The organism is Arenimonas sp. (genome assembly GCF_047602345.1).
Taxonomy (GTDB): Bacteria; Pseudomonadota; Gammaproteobacteria; order Xanthomonadales; family Xanthomonadaceae; genus Arenimonas.
Map to the genome: position 1 here is coordinate 746,040 of NZ_JASGHN010000006.1, position 19,199 is coordinate 765,238.

Annotated in this window: 13 protein-coding genes; 6 read left to right on the forward strand and 7 right to left on the reverse strand. The window is 64.8% G+C overall.

All coding sequences use genetic code 11. The features are described from left to right. The first annotated feature begins 30 nt into the window (after positions 1-30). Both QM707_RS08055 and QM707_RS08060 read left to right on the forward strand, forming a co-directional pair. Entirely contained in the window at positions 31-1,263 is a 1,233-nt protein-coding gene (locus tag QM707_RS08055; RefSeq protein WP_415001334.1) for an autotransporter outer membrane beta-barrel domain-containing protein, read from the forward strand. Between the two features lie 31 nt (positions 1,264-1,294). Then, positions 1,295-1,597: a hypothetical protein gene (locus tag QM707_RS08060; RefSeq protein WP_415001335.1), complete on the forward strand. Its 303-nt coding sequence runs from the start codon at positions 1,295-1,297 to the stop codon at positions 1,595-1,597. Between the two features lie 98 nt (positions 1,598-1,695). Here the strand turns inward: QM707_RS08060 and QM707_RS08065 are convergent, their stop codons facing one another. Then, positions 1,696-2,124 carry a hypothetical protein gene (locus tag QM707_RS08065; protein WP_415001336.1) on the reverse strand — a complete coding sequence of 143 codons (429 nt, stop codon included), beginning with the start codon at positions 2,122-2,124 and terminating at the stop codon, positions 1,696-1,698. Beyond that, the gene (locus tag QM707_RS08070; RefSeq protein ID WP_415001337.1) at positions 2,121-2,690 is read right to left on the reverse strand and encodes an RNA polymerase sigma factor; all 570 of its coding nucleotides are present in this window, start codon (positions 2,688-2,690) and stop codon (positions 2,121-2,123) included. Before QM707_RS08070 ends, QM707_RS08065 begins: the two co-directional genes overlap by 4 nt. A gap of 507 nt (positions 2,691-3,197) precedes the next feature. On the opposite strand from QM707_RS08070, the gene QM707_RS08075 reads away from it, so the two are divergent. After that, positions 3,198-3,524 carry a DUF6249 domain-containing protein gene (locus tag QM707_RS08075; protein WP_415001338.1) on the forward strand — a complete coding sequence of 109 codons (327 nt, stop codon included), beginning with the start codon at positions 3,198-3,200 and terminating at the stop codon, positions 3,522-3,524. Between the two features lie 83 nt (positions 3,525-3,607). On the opposite strand, the gene tsaB is transcribed toward QM707_RS08075, so the two are convergent. The 4 genes from tsaB to mrcB are packed head-to-tail and all read right to left on the reverse strand — an operon-like array spanning position 3,608 to position 9,180. Further along, complete coding sequence (tsaB, locus tag QM707_RS08080; protein ID WP_415001339.1) at positions 3,608-4,309, reverse strand: tRNA (adenosine(37)-N6)-threonylcarbamoyltransferase complex dimerization subunit type 1 TsaB; 702 nt, start codon at positions 4,307-4,309, stop codon at positions 3,608-3,610. After that, complete coding sequence (locus QM707_RS08085) at positions 4,306-6,270, reverse strand: ATP-dependent DNA helicase (RefSeq protein WP_415001340.1); 1,965 nt, start codon at positions 6,268-6,270, stop codon at positions 4,306-4,308. The genes tsaB and QM707_RS08085 overlap by 4 nt, the downstream gene beginning before the upstream one ends. A gap of 25 nt (positions 6,271-6,295) precedes the next feature. After that, positions 6,296-6,805 (reverse strand): hypothetical protein, encoded by a 510-nt coding sequence (locus QM707_RS08090; RefSeq protein ID WP_415001341.1) that lies wholly within the window; start codon positions 6,803-6,805, stop codon positions 6,296-6,298. Beyond that, positions 6,802-9,180 (reverse strand): penicillin-binding protein 1B, encoded by a 2,379-nt coding sequence (mrcB, locus tag QM707_RS08095; RefSeq protein WP_415001342.1) that lies wholly within the window; start codon positions 9,178-9,180, stop codon positions 6,802-6,804. The genes QM707_RS08090 and mrcB overlap by 4 nt, the downstream gene beginning before the upstream one ends. A 123-nt stretch (positions 9,181-9,303) precedes the next feature. Between mrcB and QM707_RS08100 the strand changes: the two genes are divergently transcribed. From QM707_RS08100 to QM707_RS08110, 3 genes are all read left to right on the forward strand, one after another. Then, positions 9,304-11,442: a glycosyltransferase gene (locus tag QM707_RS08100; protein WP_415001343.1), complete on the forward strand. Its 2,139-nt coding sequence runs from the start codon at positions 9,304-9,306 to the stop codon at positions 11,440-11,442. Positions 11,443-11,579: 137 nt separating this feature from the next. Next, positions 11,580-12,347, forward strand: a complete 768-nt coding sequence (locus QM707_RS08105; RefSeq protein WP_415001344.1) for an outer membrane protein — start codon at positions 11,580-11,582, stop codon at positions 12,345-12,347. A gap of 633 nt (positions 12,348-12,980) precedes the next feature. Further along, on the forward strand, positions 12,981-13,940 hold the full coding sequence (locus QM707_RS08110; protein ID WP_415001345.1) for a transposase: 960 nt from the start codon (positions 12,981-12,983) through the stop codon (positions 13,938-13,940). A 649-nt stretch (positions 13,941-14,589) separates the two neighbouring features. Here the strand turns inward: QM707_RS08110 and QM707_RS08115 are convergent. Then, on the reverse strand, positions 14,590-19,158 hold the full coding sequence (locus QM707_RS08115) for an RHS repeat-associated core domain-containing protein (RefSeq protein WP_415001346.1): 4,569 nt from the start codon (positions 19,156-19,158) through the stop codon (positions 14,590-14,592). Positions 19,159-19,199 lie beyond the last annotated feature (41 nt).

Consider the following 19,199-nt stretch of genomic DNA (forward strand, 5'->3'; position numbering starts at 1 on the left):
CTAGACTCGGGCCATACCCCGGAGACGACCATGCGCTACGCCCTCCTGCCCCTTGCCTTGCTCGCCGCCCTGCAGGCCGGACGCGCCGAAGCGCAAACGCCGGCCCAGGCCTTGGCTGCAAAGTGGAACACCATCTGCCTGACGTCCGTTGCCGGCACCTTGCTGGCCACGCGCTGCGACGAAACGGCGAACTCCAGCGCGCCGAACGCCAACCTGATCGCCGCGCTGGGCCAGCGCCTCAACGAAATTCCCGGCCAGGCGCGCGTGGCCACGCGCGATACCGCCGGTTCTTCCCTTGGCCTGTCCATTCCGCAAGTCGGCAGCCCGTCGGTCGCGGCCGAATTCCGCCAGAACTACGACGGCAGCCTGTCGATGCAGCTCGACGGCGAGATCGCTTCGCATTGGTCGATCTTCGTCTCCGGCGACATCGGTCGGCTGGACCGTCGCGCCGGCCAGAACGAAGCTGCGTTCGCGGCCGATACCAGCTCGCTGACCGCCGGCGTCGACTGGCAACCGAACGATCGCTGGAGCGTCGGCCTGGCGCTGAACCACGTGCGCGAAAGCCTCGATTACGACGGCACCGCCGGCGCGGTGGATACGCGCTTTTCCGGTGTGCTCGTCACGGCCAGCCGTTCGCTCGGCCAGCACTGGAGCGTCGACGCCTACGCCGGCTGGCTCAACGGCGACTACGAGCTGCAACGCGAAATTCGCTACACCCTGCCCTTCGGGCCCGGTTCGATCACGATCAGCGGCATGGCGACGGCGAATCCCGATGCCTCGCGGCGCGTGCAAGGCGTGGCGGTGAACGGCCAGTGGTCGTACAAGGGCTGGAATCCCAGCGTCGCGATCGGCATGGATGGCGGCCGCACGACGATCGAGGCCTATCAGGAAACCGGCGGCATCGGTCTCGACCTGCTGGTGCCCGGCCGCAAGATCGACACGCGCCGCGGCCATGTGGATTTCGGCATCAGCCGCGCCTTCTCGCAGGACTGGGGCGTCTGGCAACCGATGGCGCGCGTCAGCTGGTTCAACGAATTCAGCAATCCGCGCCGCCAGGTCACGCTGCGGCTGGCCTCCGACGTCGCGCGCAACGGCGTCAGCTTCAATACCGAAGACCCGGACAAGGGCTGGGGCGAAGTCGCGATCGGCAGCGTCTTCGTCTTCACGCACGGACATTCGGGTTTCATCCAGTACCAGCAACGCTTCGGCCATGCGTTCCTGCAGGAACGCATGCTGGCGCTGGGCTGGCGCATGGAACTCTGACTCGCGCCATGATTCGCCAAGGGGAGCGCGCATGAGCGAAGAATCGTTGAAACGCCTGGTCGGCATGACCGTGATGGCGGCCTACGCCGACGAGGATTCGGCCGATTTCCGCTTCACGGCCTGCTCTTTCTCCGCTTTCGGCGCGCGGGAATCCAGCCAGCCGGTATTGGCGCTGATCGGACACAAGGTGCAGTCGGTCGCCATCGAGGGCGAGTGGTTGAAGATCGGCTTCGTCTCGGGCGACGAATTCTCCGCATCGCTAGTGCGCGCGGATCGCCGCAGCGGCGAGGCCTACTCGGCGAGCTTCGATGAGGATGTGACGGTGACGGATTGACGGTGCTTGCCCGTAGCCCGGGTTGAGCGCCAGCGGCGCGATACCCGGGGAAACACACCGGCAAAAACGACCCCGGGTTTTACAACCCGGGCTGCGAGTCAACGCGAATTGTTCATGCGCGGATGCGTCGCCACCCAGCCGCGATCCACGCCCCAGGCCACGAGTACGGCCAAGCCCGCCGCCATCGCCATCGTCCACGGGAAATGCGGCAGCGTGCTTTGGAAATCCGGCATCCAGGTGCCCATCGTGGGCAACAGAAAGTAGGCGGCGCCGGCGACGAAAGCCAGCATCAGGAAACCGGTCAGTCCGCTTTCGACGCGCGCGCTTTCTTCCATGGCGCGCAGGCGCGCGGCCACCCGCTGGGCGAAACCCAGCGGGACCGGCGGCATCGGCGCGTTGACCACGGCGCGCTGCACGAGGCGATAAGCGTCCACGGCCGGATCGATGCCTGCGGGACGGCCTTCGCGTTCGGCGCGTTCGGCTTCGGCCTGCAGTCGTTCGGCTTCGTCGCGTTGATTGCTGTTCATGCGAGCACTCCCAGTTTCCGTTCCAGTTGCTGGCGCAGCTTCTGCCGCGCGCGGAAAAGATAATTCTTGACGGTGCCTTCCGGCAGTTCGGTTATTGCAGCGATCTCGCCGATGCCCAGTTCGTCCAGATGATAGAGCGTGATCAGGGTGCGCTGTAGCGGCGGCAGTGTTTCCAGCGCCTCGCCCAGGTGCCCCATCAATTCGTTGTCGGCGCAGGCCGATTCGAGGTCGAAGCCGTCGCTGACGTGGTCGAACATCGAATACTCGCCGTCCTCGTCCATCTCGGCGCTGACCGTGGGGATGCGCTTCTTTTGCAGATGCCGCACCGCGACCGAATAGGCGACGCGGCCGATCCAGGTGGCGAGCGAGCTTTCCGAGCGGTACTGGTGCAGGCGGTCGTAGACGCGGAAGAAGACGTCCTGGCAGACCTCGCGCGCATCCTCGGGGTGCTGCACGAGACGATAGACCATATGCCAGACCAAGGCCTGGTGGCGCCCAACCAGGCGCTCGAACGCGCCGGGGGCGCGGGCCAGCACGGCCGCCACGATGTCTTCGTCCTCGCTCATCGCAGGAGGGATACCGGTTCCGGGCGAACGGTTGCAGCCTACGCCGAAATCTCCCAAGCCGAGCATCCGGAGTTCGGCGCGGGCCGTCCGCCCCTTGAAGCCTCCCTGCCCGCTCGGTCGGAAGGCCATCCATGGCCACCGACTCGCTGACGCTACGGGCGTCGTGCCCTTCGCTGCCGGGAGGCTTCGGCGGGTCGAACGCCGGCACCTCGCGTGACGCGCCGACGACCGACCGCGGCTCGCGATGGCAGCGGAGGCAGGATGCCGTAGCGTCCGGATTCGGTGGTCAGGAAGACGCTGCCGATTCCGGGCAAGCGCGTCGCGGTCGGTCGTCGGCACTCGGCGTGCTTGGCGAGTCAGCCGCCACGGACGGCCCTTCGACCGAGCGGGCAGGCGGCCAGTGCGACCCGACGCGGCTAGCCGGAACGAAATAGCTGCAACCGTTCCCGCCCTCCCCCTGTCCATCGCCACAAACGGGCAACCCGCCCGCCCCGACGGAGAACCCCAATGCCCTTCGAGTACCTGATTCCGATTTCCCTGTTCGTCTGCATCACCCTGGCCATCAAGTTCGTCATCGACGGCCGCGTGCGTCGCCGCTACGCCGAGACCAATGTTTCGGAAGACCTGATCAAGGCCATGCTGGTGGCCGACGAACAGTCCCGCCGCCTGTCGGCGCTGAAGTGGGGCATCGTGCTGACCTCGATCGGCGCCGGTTTCGGCCTCGTCGGTGGCTTCAACATGAATACCGACAACCCGGCCGTGTTCGGCCTGCTGATCGCGTCGGCCGGTATCGGCATGCTGATCTATCACTTCGTCAGCAACAAGCCGCGTTGATTCGGCGAGCTGGTCTTGTCAGCCCAGCCTACGAACTCGTCAGCAGCCGCTGTGGGGCGTCGTTCCGAAAGCAGAAGCCCGCGCTAGCCGCGGGCTTTCTGCTGTTCGGCCAGCGTGAGCGCGACCTTGTTGCGCAGATAGGCCGGTTCGAGCAAATCCGGCGCGGTCGCTTCGCCGCGCGCCCAGGCCAACGCGGCCAAGCGCGCGACATCGGCGGCATGCGGCAAAGCGGCGTCATCGCAATGTTCCAGGGATTCGTCCAGTGCATGCTTCAATGCGCCGTCGGCCGCGGCGAATCCGCTGCCCACACCGATCCAGCTTCCACGCTCGGGCATATTCGGGGATGCCGGGGCGGCCATCCATTCCTCGCCTAGCGGACGAACAAGCATGGCTTCATCGCGCTCGAACGCGCCGAGATACACCTCGCCCATGCGCGCGTCGATCGCCGCCAGGATGCATGTGCCGTTATCGCTCTCCGGCGCACGCAAAGCCAGAGCTGCGAGCGTCGACACCGGAATCACCGGAAGATCCAGGGCCAGCGCCATGCCCTGCACGATGGCGACGGCCAGTCGCACGCCGGTGAAGGCGCCAGGCCCGCGTGCGACCGCGATCGCGTCGAGCTGCGCCTTCGCGACGCCGGCATCGGCGAGCAGTTCGTCGGCCCAGGGCAGCACCAGCTCGGTATGCCGACGTGGTGCGATCTCGTAGCGCTCGCTGATCTCGCCGTTCGCGCTCAGCGCGACGGAGCAGGCTTCGGTGCTGGTATCGATGGCAAGCAGTTTCATGCCGACAACTCCACGGCGGCGCCGCCGTCCTGGACCCGATCCGATTCTTGCGCAAAAAACGCCTGCACGTCGGCGATATCGCGCGTGCGCGGCAGCGGCGGCAGGCTGTCGAGGAACAGTCGCCCGTAGCTCTTGCCGATCAGGCGGGGATCGCAGAGCACCAGCACGCCGCGATCCTCGAAACTGCGAATCAGTCGGCCCGCGCCCTGCTTCAACGAGATCACCGCCTGCGGCAGTTGCTCGTCACGGAAGGGGTTGCCGCCGGAACGACGCACGGCTTCGAGTCGCGCTTCCAGCACCGGATCGTCCGGTGCAGCGAAAGGCAGGCGGTCGATGACGACGAGCGAAAGCGCATCGCCGGCCACGTCCACGCCCTCCCAGAAACTCGCGGCGCCCAGCAACACGCCATGTCCCGAATGACGGAACTGTTCGAGCAGGACATTCCGCGGCGCCGTGCCCTGCACGAACAGCGGCCAGGGCGAATCCTTCAGCGCCTCCGCCGCTTCGCGCAGTGCGCGATGCGACGTGAACAACAGGAAGGCACGACCACGCGAGGCCTCCAGTGCCGGCCAGACCGCATCGATCAGGGCCGCGCCATAACCGCGCGTGTTCGGTTCGGGTAATCCACGCGGCAGGAAACACAGGGCCTGGCGCGGCCAGTCGAACGGGCTGGGTTGCAGCAACTCGCGTGGATCGTCCAGACCGAGCCGTGTGCCGATGTGTCCGAAATCGCCGCCGACCGCCATCGTCGCCGACGTGAAGATCCAGGCGGCGCGCGATTGCTCGCGGTACTGCCGCAAGGGCGCCGAAACATCCAGCGGCGTGCGCTGCAAGGTGAAGCCACGCTGCGTCAACTCGTACCAGCGTACTTCCTCGTCGCCCTCTTCCGCCTCGCTCCAGCGTCGCAACCGCGCCAGCAGGTCGATCGCGCGATCGCTGCAGGCGGCGAAACCCGGCGAGGTTTCGGCCAGCGGCGCTAGGCCGGCGCGCAAATCGTCGAGCGCCGCATCGAGCGCCACCAGCGCCCCGTAGGCCGCCGTATGCGTGAGCAACCTCGCCGCGGCGCCGCGCTGGGCGAAGTCGTTCATCGCCAGGCGCAGCTCGCGCACCACGTGTTCGAGCGTGCGCACCGGCTGTTGCACCGTCGCCAAGGCCGAGGGCGTGGTGGCGCATTCCTTGAACGCATCGCGCGACAGATCCAATAGCTGGCGCGCACCGACGCCTTCGCCGAAAAACTGCGCGGCGAGTTCGGGCAATTGATGCGCCTCGTCCAATACGAAGGCCGAGGCACCCGGCAGGATCTCGCCGAAACCTTCCTGCTTGATCGCGAGATCGGCCAGCAGCAGATGATGATTGACCACGACGACGTCGGCGGCCTGCGCTTCGCTGCGCGCCTTCGCGACGAAACACTCCGACCAGAACGGGCATTCGCCGCCCAGGCAGTTGTCGGCCGTCGAGGTGACCTGCGGCCATAGCGGGCTGTCTTCGGGCATGTCCGACAGTTCGGCCAGGTCGCCGCGCGTGGTGCGGCCGCTCCAGGCGACCACGCGCTGGAACTGCGCCGCGACCTCGCGGCTGACGAATTTCTCGCCCTTGGCCTGTTCCATCCGGTAGCGGCAAAGATAATTGCTGCGGCCTTTCAGCAGCGCCGTCTTGGCGCTGGCGCCGAGCGCGGCGCGCACTCGCGGCAGGTCGCGATGGTAGAGCTGGTCCTGCAAGGCGCGCGTGCCGGTCGAGATGATGACGCGCTCGCCCGACAACAGGGCCGGCACGAGATAGGCGTAGGTCTTGCCGGTGCCGGTGCCGGCTTCGGCGATCAGCGTGTCGCGATCGTCCATGGCTTCGGCGATGGCTTCGGACAACATGCGCTGTGCTTCGCGCGGCGTGTAACCCGGCAAGCGGTCGGCTAGCGGGCCGTCGGCGCCGAGTGCGGCGCGCGTGCGTTCGATCAGGTCGCGCATGCAGTGCGCTCTTGCGCCATCCCCATCAGTAACGCGGCGGGGGCGTTACGGCGCAAGTCGCGACACGCTGCTGCGCCTGCCCCATGCCCACGGCATCGCCACGCGCTTCGCGCGCGTACTGCGCCGTGCTCCAGTTGCGCCGGCACAAACCGCCGAGCTTCGGACCTTTTTCGTATGAGCGCAGGGAAAGTTGTTCGGCCTGGGCCCAGTCGCGACGAAGCAAGGCCAGTTCGGCGCGCCACTGCAGCAGGTCGGGATCGTCGGTGGCGATGGCGAGCGCACCCTGCAGCGCCTGGTCGGCCGCCGCCATGTCGCCGCGCGATTCCGCCGCGGTCGCCGCCTGCCGCAGGTCTTCCACCTGCGGATCGCGCCAGGGTTGCACATCGAGTTCGTTGCCGAGTTTTCCCGAGGCGCGCACCTGCGCCAGCATCTCCGCCGGCGTCAGCTTGCGCGTGGTACTCGTCGCCGTATTGCCGCCCGTACTGTCGCAGGCCGCGAGCAGCAGGCAGAGGCTGATGCCCAGAAGAGTTCTCATTGCACGGGCTCCTCGGCGGGAGGCGGCGGAGCGGCGCCGTCAGGCGGGGGTGCGCCATCGCCATTGAGACGGAACCAGTCGAGCCAGCTGCTTTCCTGGCAGGTCTTGTGTTCCGGAGGCATGTAGCCGCTGACGAAGGCGGCACGGCGCGCGCCGGGGCATCCTTCTTCGGTCGTCGCGTATTCGCTGGCGTCGAGCCAGGCCCATTCGATGCCTTCGCTGCCGACGCGCAGCGGCTCCGACGGCAACTTGGTGAACAGCGCCGACCACACGCGCATCGCGCCGGTGGCGCCGTACAGGCCAGTCGGTTCGTTCTTGTCGTTGCCGACCCAGACGACGGCCAGATGATCGCCGGTGAAACCGGCATACCAGCTGTCGCGACTGTCGTTGCTGGTGCCGGTCTTGCCGGCCGATTGCAACGAACCCAAGCCATCGGATTGCAGTTGGCTCGCCGTGCCGTAGGTCACCGTACCCTGCATCGCCAGCGTGACCAGGCGCGCGGCGACAGCATCGCCGGCCTGGGCCGGATCGGCATTGAAGTCGTAGCGGTTGATCGCCTTGCCTTTCGGATCGAGCACGCCGCGCACCGCACGCAACTGCTGCAATTGCCCGCCCGAGGCGAGGAACTGGTACATCTGCGTCATCGACAGCACCGACAGATCCACCGAACCGAGGATCAGGGAAGGATTCGGTTCGGCGCGCAGGCCGGCCAGGACCTTCATCAGTTCGGCGATGCGCTCCGGACCGACGTCCATGCCGACGCGCACCGTCGCCTGGTTGTACGAATGCGCAAGCGCACCGGCCACCGTCGTCGTACCGTGCGAACGTCCGTCGGAATTCTGCGGGCGCCAGACCTTGCCATTCGGTTGCGTGACTTCGACCGGCGAGTCCTCGACATAGCTCGCCAGCGAATAGCGATCCGGCTGCGCCAAGGCGAGCAGGTAGACGAAGGGCTTCAGCAGCGAGCCCACCGGGCGCTGCGCTTCCAGCGCGCGATTGAAGCCGTGTTCGTCGGCCTTGCGGCTGCCGACCATGGCCAGCACTTCGCCGCCGCTGGTGTCGGTGACGACCATGCCGGACTGCAATGCCGGGCCCTGCTTGCGTTCGATGCGCGCCAGCGTCGTGGCGACCGCGCGCTCGGACAGGGTTTGCACCGAGGGCGACAGCGTCGTCATCACGCTGAGACCGGCACCGCGCAGCGCGTCGGCCGGATAGTCACGCGCGAGCTGCCGGCGCACGAGGTCCATGAAGGCCGGTGCGCGGTTGCGCGCCACGCCAGGACGACTGCTGACGCCGAGCGGCGCGGCTTTCGCGCGCTTGGCTTCCTCGGCCGTGATCAGCCCGAGTTCTTCCCAGACGCCGAGCACGATGGCACGGCGCTTCAACGCACGCTCGGGGAAACGACGCGGATCCCAGTAACCGGGGCCCTGGATGATGCCGACCAGCAGGGCCATGTCCTCGGTCTTGAGCGTGTTGAGCTCGCGACCGAACCAGAAATCGGCGCCGGCGGCGACGCCGCGGATCGACTGGTTGCCCGATTGGCCAAGATAGACTTGGTTGAGATACGCCTCGAGGATCTTCTTCTTGTCGAAACGCGCTTCGATGATCAGCGCGTACAGGGCTTCCTTGAGCTTGCGCGATACCGTCTTGGTGTTGCTCAGGAACAGGCTGCGCACCATCTGTTGCGTGATCGTGCTCGCGCCCTGTTCGAATTCGCCCTCGCGTAGGTTCACCCAGATCGCGCGCATCACGCCCCAGGGGTCGATGCCGTGGTGGTGCTTGAAGTTGCGGTCCTCGACGGCCTGCAGGCCGGTGATCAGCAGTTCCGGGGCTTCCTCGAGGCGGATGAGCCGACGCTCCTCCTCGCTGTTGCCGTACAAGGTGGCGATGCGGGCCGGATCGATCTTGGCGCTGTCGAGCTTGCGCTTGCTCTCGGCGTCGCGCACGGAAGCCACGCGACCACCCGACACCGTGACGTCGAGACGGCGCGCATTGACCGGACCGTCCATGTCGGTGAAGGCGCGCGTGCCGATCTTGAAACGACCGCCATCGCGCGCATACGTGCCGGGCAACTGGCCGCTGCCGTCCTTGCGGTACGCCGCCGACGTCAGTTCGATCTCCAGCGTATCGCCATCGAGTCGAACGCCAGCCTGCAGTTGCAGCGGTCGCGCGTACACGCGAGTCGGCACCTGCCATTGCAGCTGCGCGAATTCGTTGCGCACCTGCTTGTCCATGTACCAGACATAGGGAATACCGATGCCCACCAGCAGGCCGAGCGCCAGCAGGGATCCACGAAGGACCCAGCGGCGCCAGGGGCGGTGAACGTCGGCTGTCTCGGCGTCGTCTTCGTCTTCTTCGCGCAAGGCGGCGATCATTTAAAATGGGCGATTCGGGCAGTTTATCAGGCCCTCCGACCCGGATTCGTGCTTGAAGATGAATCGACGCACTGGCCGTTGCCTCTCCCGCCGGGCCGGTATCCGCTCGTCGCGGTGCGCCTGATGTCCGACGCGACGCACGGCGGACGCCGACTGTCGGCCAGCGGCATGGCCTACCGCCTGAATCGATGGTTCGGGCTGTTCCGTCGGGGCCTGGCCAGCCTGCGCACCCGTGGCGTTCGCGCGACCTGGTCGGCGATCCGCGAACGCTACCGCTCGCGCCCTGCCCCCGCTCCGCTGCGCCTGTATCCCGAGCCGGTATCGGCGCGCGAACTGTCCTTCCCCTTCCTTGCCCGGCCGCGCGCCAGCGTCATCGTGCCGGCCTACGGCCAACTCGATTACAGCCTGCATTGCCTGAAGGCCCTGGCGAAATGCGGCGATGCCGCCGGCTTCGAGGTGATCCTGGTCGACGATGCCAGCCCGGACGGCAGCGCCGACGTGCTGGCCGAAGTCGCCGGCCTGCGACTGCATCGCAACGAACGCAATCTCGGTTTCATCGGCGCCTGCAATGCCGGTGCGCGCATCGCCCGCGGCGACTATCTGGTCTTCCTCAACAACGATACCGCCGTGCAGCCGGGCTGGCTCGACGCCCTGCTGTCGACCTTCCAGGCCTTTCCCGACACCGGGCTGGCCGGCAGCAAGCTGGTCTATCCGGACGGCCGTCTGCAGGAAGCCGGCGGCCTCGTCTTCGGCGATGGCAGCGCCTGGAACGTCGGACGTTTCGAAGACCCGGCGCATCCGACCTTCAACTTCTTGCGCGAGGCCGACTATTGCTCGGGCGCGGCGATCGCGCTGCGACGCGAATTGTTCGAGCGGCTCGAGGGTTTCGATCCGCACTTCGCGCCCGCGTATTACGAAGACACCGACCTGGCGATGCGCGTGCGGCGCGCCGGATTGAAAGTGCGCTACCAGCCCGCTTCGGTCGTCGTGCATTACGAGGGCGCGACCGCCGGCACCGATACCGCCCAGGGCGTGAAGGCGCACCAGATCACGAACCAGTCGCGCTTCCGCCAGCGCTGGCAGCACGAACTGGCGACGCAGCACGCGCCGGCCGCCTGGCGCGGCCAGACCGATGCCTCCGTGCACCGCGGCCGTCGCCGCGTGCTGGTGATCGACGCCTGCACGCCGACGCCGGATCGCGATTCCGGCTCGGTGCGCATGCTCGCCTTGCTGCGCCTGCTCTGCGAAGAGGGCTGTTCGGTGAGTTTCTTCGCCGAGAACCTCGCGCACGACGGCGGCTACACCCTGGCCTTGCAGCAGCTCGGCGTGGAGGCCTGGTGGCATCCCTGGATCGGCGACGTGCCGGCCTGGTTGCGCGAACACGGCCCGCGCTTCGACCTGATCGTCGTTTCGCGCCACTACGTGCTATCGCCCCTGTTGCGCCTGCTGCGCGAGCATGCACCGCAGGCGCAATTGGTCTTCGATACGGTGGACCTGCACTTCCTGCGCGAGGAGCGCGAAGCAGCACAAACCGGCGACCAGGCCGCCGCTCAGGCCGCGCAGCGTTCGCGCGAGAGCGAGCTGGCCCTGACGCAAGCTGCCGATGCCACCTGGGTCGTCAGCCCGCACGAACAGGCGCTGCTGCGCGAGCTCGTGCCCGGTGCGAAGGTCGAGATCGTCTCGAACATCCACCGCAGCGACGAGCGCACGCCGGATTTCGCGTCGCGCCGCGACCTCGTCTTCGTCGGTGGCTACCGGCATCCACCGAACGTCGACGCGGCGCTGTGGTTCGTCGACGAGATCCTGCCGCGCATCCGCGAACAGGTTCCCGACCTACGCGTGCATCTCGTCGGCGGCGATGCGCCAGCGCGCATCGTCGCGCTGGGCGAACGCACCGGCGTCGTCTTCCACGGCCATGTGCCGATGCTCGACGCGCTGATCGACGGCATGCGACTGAGCGTCGCGCCGTTGCGCTACGGCGCCGGCGTCAAGGGCAAGATCAATCACAGCCTCTCGCGCGGCCTGCCGGTGGTCGCGACGCCTTGCGCCGTGGAAGGCATGCGCCTGCACGATGGCGAGAACGTCCTCGTCGCCGACGAAGCGGCGGCGTTCGCCGACGCCGTGGTTCGGTTGTACACCGACGATTCGCTCTGGCAGCGCCTGCGGGTGGGCGGACTGGAGAACACGCAACGGCATTTTTCGCCGGAAGCGGCCAGGCAAACGCTGCAAGGCCTGCTGGCGGCGCTTACGCCGCGCAACTGAACCGCGCCCGAAGTTTTTTCGCGTGTGGCTGTCCTGTGGTCGTCGCGATCTCCGTCTATAGGCTGCGATGGCGAATGTGGCCGCGAACTCGCGCCGCGCCAGCCATCGCCCCCAACAAAACCAGGAATGCAAACGCCATGACGCTTCGCAAGCTTGTCCTTGCCCTCGCCCTGTCCGCCGCCGCCAGCGCCCCCGCGCTCGCCGATACCACCGACTGGAGCGGCTTCTACGTCGGCGTCACCGCCGGCCACGCCGACGGCAGTTCCGATGTCACCACCTCGCCGGCTTACAGCAACAGCGGCTACTTCTCCAGCACCAGCACGCCCGCCATCACCGCCGCCGGCAACGGTCAGGTCGATCCGAGCGGGTTCGCCGGCGGCTTGACGTTCGGCTACAACTGGCAGTGGGATTCGGTCGTGCTCGGCCTGGAAGCCGATTGGACCGCCCTGAATGCCGATGACAGCCGCAGCGATAGCGCGGCCTATCCCTGCTGCGCGCCGACCACGTTCACCGTGTACGAGAAGACGTCGGCCGACGACCTGAAGACGCTGCGTGCGCGTATCGGCTACGCCCACAATCGTTCGCTGTTCTATTTCACCGCCGGCTGGGCCCAGGTCGACATCGAGATCGACGACGCCTTCACCGACACCTACGATGATGCGCGCGAATCCTACTCCGCCTCGCATACGCAGGACGACTGGATCTACGGCGTCGGCTACGAACACGATTTCGGCAACAACTGGTCGCTGAAGGCCGAATACCTGCGCGCCGACTTCGACACCGTCGGCGGCACCAGCAACAACCTGACGACCGACGTCGACGACACCTGGCCGAGCAGCGTGTTCACGCACACCTCGGACCTGGACCTGAGCGTGTTCCGCGTCGGCGTGAACTATCGCTTCTGATTCCCAGCGATACGCCTGGTGATGAAAAGAGCCCGCGAAAGCGGGCTCTTTTCATTGCGCGTCCTGCAATACAGGGAAAAGACTGGGCCGCGCGCCTGCATCAGCGATGGATCAAGGGCATCGGCCTGGCAACCAGGTTAGCGAAAGCGGACTAAGCCCGAAAGCTGAACCCCCAAGCCCGGAAGGGAGGCTAGCGCGTGGGCGACGCAAGCGCATCGTGCCCATCCCAAACAAGAACGCCGCCCAAGGGCGGCGAACTCGCTTTGCATCGGACCCCTCACAGAAAAGTGCGTGTCCTTAGTCTTCCTTTTTATGAGCGACTTAATTGCTCCGACCCCATTTATCGAAACAGAAACTATGGGCTCGCCGTTTTCCACCTGTCTCGGAGAAACCGCCCCATAGCTCGATTGTGGTAGTCCTTGCTTTCCTCCAGCACCGATAATACTAGCAGCCGGCTCTGGGCATCCCCTGCCTCAGCTGCGCGGAGCAGCCAATAGAACGAACTAACGCCGTCCCCTTTTTCCTCTGAATAGTACAGAAAGAACACAGGACACCCACTATATCGATGTTCGCTGACTCCCGCTTCAGACATTTCCGATAGCTCACCTGCACGGTCCTCGTCATGTTCGACGCATGACCATCGCACGTGCTTCTCTCATCCCGCCCGGCGGGCCCGGCACCTATCACTGCGTACAACGCTGCGTGCGGCGTGCTTTCCTCTGCGGTATCGATCGCCACACCGGTCAGTCGTTCGAGCACCGCAAGGCCTGGATCGAACGGCGCTTTCTCCTGCTGGCCGAGTGCTTCGCCATCGCCATCCACGCTTATGCCGTGATGAGCAACCATCTGCACCTCGTGGTACAGATCGATCCGGCCGTGGTTGATGGCTGGAGCGACGAGGCCGTAGCCGCGCGCTGGGTACGCCTGTTCCCGCCTCGGGAGGATTCAGAGCAAGCACGTGGACTCAAACAGCGCCTGCTGATGACGCAACCCGAACGGCTGCAGCGAATCCGTTCTCGCCTGTCGGACCTGTCCTGGCTGATGAAATGCCTAGCCGAGCCCATTGCGCGCGCCGCCAATGGCGAGGACGGCTGCAAGGGTCGCTTCTGGGAGGGAAGGTTCAAGGCCCAAGTGCTGTGCGATGAACGGGCCTTGCTCGCCGCGATGGCCTATGTGGATCTGAACCCCATCCGGTCGGGCTTGGCAATTCGCCTGGATCGCTCTCGGCACACGAGCGTGAAGGCCCGGATAGACGCGGCCGATGAAGCCCAACTCGCCCGCCGGCTGCAGCCCATCGCCGGTTCGATCGCGACCTGCCTGCCGCTAAGCCTCGGCGACTACCTGGCCCTGGTCGAATGGACAGGCAGGCAGGTCAGGCCGGACAAACGCGGAGCCATTCCGAAACACGCGCCGAGCATCTTGCAACGATTCGAATCCCATCCTGATCGCTGGGCCGTACGAGTGAAGGCGATCGGCTCGGGTTACTGGCGCATTGTCGGTGACGTACAGGATCTGACCGACTGGGCCGCGCGGTTGCATCAGCGGTGGATCAAAGGCATCGGCATCGCAACGGCGCTGGCGAAAACGAACTGAGCCCGAAAGCGTGACAGCCAAGCCCGAAAGGGTGGATGGCGTGTGGGCGATGCAAACGCGCCGTCACCATCACATGTGAAAAAACGCCGCCCTTGGGCGGCGTTTTCGCTCTGCATCGGATCCACCAGAGAAAAGTGGGTGTCCTTAGTTCTTTTCGTCAGACCCGCCAGAGAAAAGTGCGTGTCCTTAGCCTCCCCAGGGAAAAGTGCGTGTCCTTAGTTCTTTGGATCAGCAAAAGCATCCCGAATGGAGAAATAGGCCCCATTCTCTCCGGTCGACCAAGGAACTTGGTTTTCCGTGACAATCATCTCCTTCATTCCAGCGTTTGACACCGTCTGGACAACTATCAACTGCCCAACCTCGCATTGAACGGTCACACTGAAAACATATGCCCGTGGTGATACACGCGAAGAATGCGCGCACCCAAGCAAACAGAGCAACATTAACAGTAGTGCCGTTATTGTTTTCATGACTAATTACCCCAGTACGTACCCGCTTCGACCTTAGTCAATAGAACTGCAATCTTTTTGGCGATGCAAACGCGTCGTCACCATAAAATGTGAAAAAACGCCGCCCTTGGGCGGCGTTTTCGCTCTGCAGCGGATCCACCAGAGAAAAGTGGGTGTCCTTAGTTCTTGCTAAACCTTTTTCATTCTGAAGACCCTAGACAAGCTCTCCGGCATTGGCTCCCTCTTTCGCGCGCCAAGTAGTCCAGACTCATGTGCCTCGTGATCGCCTGCCACTCGCAGGTGCCATATTCAGTGCCCCGGTCGCAGACATCATCAGTGTACCGATCCAGTTCCTTGTTCAGCGCAGCTCGCAAGTCCTCGTCGCATTTGCTTAAGCAACTGGCAAGAGGATCCGGCGCACTACTAGGGCACGATTTCGGCGCCTGCCCGCAGGGGCGACCCAGCGTCCCGCAATAGTGACCCACAGTATCATCTACTTCGCCGATTGGACCAATTTTCAGTGGCGGATTCGATCGCACATGTCGCGTACCAGTCATTCCATCAAGAGTCCCTACAGGCCCTGAGGACCAAGCCATACCTCTCCGCTCCCTTGGGACAAGATCTAGTCCGGATGGGTCAATAAACTTGTGCGGATTGCCGCCAACATATCCATATGTACTCGCCCCACCCCCCAACCCAATCGGATCACTCTGCACATACCGTCCCGTGCCTGGCTCGTAGTCGCGGAAGTAGTTGTAGTGCAGGCCCGACTCCTCGTCGTAATACTGCCCCGGGAACCGCAGATTGAAGAGCCGGAAAGCGGTGCCATCGCCATCGGGATCGGTATTGGGCGCGTTTTCGCCGAAGGCCTTGGGATTGATATCCCAGCGCCAGACGATGGTGTTCGTGCTGGGCGCGACGATGGCACGCGGCGCACCGAGGTGGTCGGTCTCGACGTAGAAATGCGTCGCAGTAGTTCCATCGTCCTGCATGACCGCCACCAAAGTATCGCCCAGCCACACGTATTCACGACTGCGATTGCCTGAGCCCTGGTATTCACCGATCAAGTGTCCAGCCTCGTCGTAAACGAACTGGGTCTTGTCCGCCGCTCCGGATGACTTCTGAACACGCTCGCCGCGCGCGTTGTACAGATAAGTCGTCGTCTGAACCAGAAAGTTTGGCTTGACCAATACATTCTTCATTCGGTTGAAATCGTAGTACGTGTATTTCGGATAGCTATTGGCGCCCGTGCCGATCTGCGTCAGGTTGCCATTGGCATCGTAGCTGCGCGAGGTGCTTCCGACGCTGGTCAGCTGATGACTGGTGGACGCGTAGCTGTAATTAGTGGTGCCGCCTACCGTCTTGCTGGTACGGTTGCCGGTCGCGTCGTAGGCGAAACCCTCGACCGTCGCGCTGCCGTTCTTCTGCGCCGTCAGTCGATCCACGCCATCATAGGTATAGGTACGCGTGACCGTCGTCGAGGCATTGGTGCGCTCGGTCAGACCGGTGACATTCCCCTGCACGTCCAGAGTGAAATCCTGGCTCAGCGGATTCGTCGTCGCCGAGTCGCTGACGCTGTCGATGCCATAGTTCAGGTCATAGGCCTTGGTCAGCACCCGGCCGTTGTTGAAGGTCAAGGTATTCACGGGGCCGAAAGGCAGATAGGTGACGGCGCTGACCGCCGTGACCTGGCTCGCGCTCGCGGAGGGCTTGACGTCCACGCGCTCGATCTGGCCGTTGGCATTGCGCAGATAGGTGACGATGGCCCCGCTCGGATAGCTGATGGCGGTGACGCGGTCGGCCGCATCGTAGGTGAGGCCGGTCGTATGGGTATTCGAGCCCGTGGCCTGTACCTTCCGGACCAGGTTGCCGCGACGGTCGTAGCAGAACTTCGTGCTGCCCGACTGATCGCTGAACTTCGTCAGCCGCCCGGCCGTGAAGGTCTCGCCGGTCGCACAGACCGTTTCGGCCGTGTCGTAGTAGAACGCCATGTTCTGCGCGGTGGTCGGGAAGGTCTGCGCGGTCAGCCGCCCCAAGGCGTCGTAGCTGTAGTTGCTCGTGACGCCACGCGCATCGGTCTGGTCCGTGCGATTACCGGCGCTGTCGTAGCTATAGGTGGTCGTGCCCGTGTCGGGGCTGACCAGCTGCGTCAGGTCATCCAGGCCGCCGTAGGTGTACGTGGTGTTCAGGCCCTTCGGATCAGTCACCGTCGTCAAATGATCGCGCGCATCGTAGGCAAAACCCGTCACCGGGCGTTCGGCGCCGGAGCCTGCCGTGTTCGCGATCGATTGCGTCAGGCGGCCCAGCGCGTCGTAGTCGTTGTCGCTGATGCGTCCGAGCCGATCGGTCGCCGTGTCGGGCTGGCCATTGAGATCGTAGGTGAAGTCGGCCGGCGTGGCATAGGCATCGGCCACGGTTTCGAGCTGACCCAGGGTGTCGTACACACGCGACAAGCTGTGCTTGACCGTGCTACCGCTGTTCTTTCTGTCCTCCTGCACGCGATTGCCGGCATTGTCCAACGTGTAGTGAAGGCTGTTCCCGAGGTTGTCGGTCACGTCGGTCAGGCGATGGGCGGCATCGTAGGTGAAACTGAGGTAGGCGCCATCGGGCTCCGTTACCTTCGTCGCCGCGCCGGTGTCGTCGTAGTCGATGCGGGTAATCGAGTCGTCCGTCTCGGAGCTGTTGTTGGTGCCGCGGACCTTGCGGGCCGCCGGCCAGCCGCGACCGTTGTACTCGATATCCGTTACGACACCATTGATGTCCTTCGTCGATAGCACCCGGCCGGTGGCATCGTAGGCCAGGATCTCGCTGACCTGGCCAAGCGCGTTGGTGACCTTCCACAGATCGCCCTTGCGATGCGGGCAGGTCGTCGGCGAGCCGGCACAGCTGCTGTCGTCGCTGGCGTAGTAGGTATACGCGGTCGTGTCTGTCACATCGGTGCGCGGACCATCGACCGAAATCAGCAAGCCGACCCGCGGACAGGTGCCGGCGGTGACGTCGCCGGCTTCGCAATAGATCATCCGGCTCTGGCGTACGCCGGTCGGCGCATTGGCCGAACTGCCGCAGCTGTAGGCCATCGCCGTGCTGTTGGAGGCATCGATCTGGCAGACGGCCGTCGCCTGGCCGCGACTGTTGTAGGCATAGGTACTGCGCGACTTGAGCGTGCCGGGCAACGCGGAGGCGCTGTCGTACAGACGGGTCTCGGTCGGAATCGCCAGGGTCGAGTGCCAGTCCGTCTGCGTCGTGCGGCGCGTGCTGCCGGTGTTGGCGGTGTTCTCGATGGCCTGGGTCAGCAGGCCGCGACTATTGAAGTCGCGGTCGGTCTGGATCCCCGAGGCGTCGGCGGTAACATCGATACGGCCGTTGGCGTCGAAAGAGTAGCTGTTGGCTCGGGTCGTCGAACCGGAGGTTTCCTCGGTGCCGGAAATCTTGCTGACCCCCAGGATCTCCACGAACTCCAGGCTGGCGATCACGCCACTCGGCCGCTGGACCAGCGCCGAACCCTCGGCGCCGTAAGTGATCGTGTACTTGTTCACGCCACCAGCGTGTTCCGTCGAGATCGCGCGGCCGTCGGCGGCATACTTGAAGGTCGCGTAGCGCTGAAGCTCCTCGTCCATGATGCCGGTCAAGGCGTAGCTCAGGTTTGCACCCGAGGTATGGGCCGACTCGTTGTACAGGTAGCTACGGCTGGTCGAACCCGGGAAATCGACGCCGACCAGACGGCCTGTCGTGTCGTAGTGATAGGTGACGACGGCGCCGGCGGCATCGCTCAGCGTGTCGATGCGGCGATCGGCATCATAGGTGAACACCAGCTTGCGGCCGCTCTGGTCCGTAACGCTGGTCAACAGATGGTCGTCGTCGTTGTTCTCGATGACGCCGCCGTTGTAAACCAAGGTCACGGACTCGCCGCCCAGGCGCACGATGCTGGTCAGGCGACCGAGCGCGTCATAGTTCTCGGTCTGGCGTGCGTCTTCCGCCTCGTAGGTCCAGCCGGTCAGCGCACCGCCACCGTCGACAAAGCGCTGCAGGGTGCCTACCACGTCGGCATCCGGCACCCAGTTGCCGCCCGTCAAGACGAACTGGAACTGCTTGCCATCGGGTCGCCAGACCATGGCGACGTCGTCGTCCACGACGACTTTGCGCGAATATGTATGCGTCCAGTGCGCCCCCAACAGATGGGAGGCCGCCGTGGCGGCGCTGTTGTAATAGCGCGTGAACCCCAGAAGGCCGCTCGTCGCGATATCGACTTCCGATTGGAATTTGTTCCCGTTGCCGCTGTTGATGGGATTGCCGTACATCGGGCACTTGCCGGTCGGGCAGTCGACGAAGCCGAGCGACTTGAACTCCTCTGCCGTCGGCGGCGGATCCGGCGGCGGCGGGTCCTCGCAGCTACCGCTCAGGCCCGTCGTATTCGTACCCTGCGTGACCCAGACCTTGTCCACGGGGCAATCCTGCGTCACCTGCACCTTCGACTTGTGATGGCAGCAAAAGTAGTAGGTGGTCTGTGTCGAATAACTCAGGTCTCTCCATATCCAGAGGTCGCCGCCAGTCTTGATGAAGATGCGGTCGTCGCCATCGACGTAGCGATAGCAGTGAAGCGTGTCCTTCTTGACGGTATGGTTCGGCCACTCGGTGCTCGCCCAGTCATAGGCGTCCGCGATCTGGTCGTAGCAGGCTTGGTACGCATTCTCGATGGTGTCGGCCTTCGTGGGCGCAGCCCATGACAAGGACAGGACAAGCAGCACGACGATTCTGAGCAGCGCTTTCACGATCAGGCGTTCCCACGATTACAAGTGCCTCCGATTCGAGC

Coding starts and splice junctions, on each gene's coding strand:
- QM707_RS08070 (WP_415001337.1), bottom strand. CDS start 2,690: ATGAGCGAGGACGAAGACATCGTGGCGGCCGTGCTGGCCCGCGCCCCC.
- tsaB (WP_415001339.1), bottom strand. CDS start 4,309: ATGAAACTGCTTGCCATCGATACCAGCACCGAAGCCTGCTCCGTCGCG.
- QM707_RS08110 (WP_415001345.1), top strand. CDS start 12,981: ATGACCATCGCACGTGCTTCTCTCATCCCGCCCGGCGGGCCCGGCACC.
- QM707_RS08085 (WP_415001340.1), bottom strand. CDS start 6,270: ATGCGCGACCTGATCGAACGCACGCGCGCCGCACTCGGCGCCGACGGC.
- mrcB (WP_415001342.1), bottom strand. CDS start 9,180: ATGATCGCCGCCTTGCGCGAAGAAGACGAAGACGACGCCGAGACAGCC.
- QM707_RS08090 (WP_415001341.1), bottom strand. CDS start 6,805: ATGAGAACTCTTCTGGGCATCAGCCTCTGCCTGCTGCTCGCGGCCTGC.
- QM707_RS08075 (WP_415001338.1), top strand. CDS start 3,198: ATGCCCTTCGAGTACCTGATTCCGATTTCCCTGTTCGTCTGCATCACC.
- QM707_RS08065 (WP_415001336.1), bottom strand. CDS start 2,124: ATGAACAGCAATCAACGCGACGAAGCCGAACGACTGCAGGCCGAAGCC.
- QM707_RS08060 (WP_415001335.1), top strand. CDS start 1,295: ATGAGCGAAGAATCGTTGAAACGCCTGGTCGGCATGACCGTGATGGCG.
- QM707_RS08100 (WP_415001343.1), top strand. CDS start 9,304: ATGTCCGACGCGACGCACGGCGGACGCCGACTGTCGGCCAGCGGCATG.
- QM707_RS08105 (WP_415001344.1), top strand. CDS start 11,580: ATGACGCTTCGCAAGCTTGTCCTTGCCCTCGCCCTGTCCGCCGCCGCC.
- QM707_RS08055 (WP_415001334.1), top strand. CDS start 31: ATGCGCTACGCCCTCCTGCCCCTTGCCTTGCTCGCCGCCCTGCAGGCC.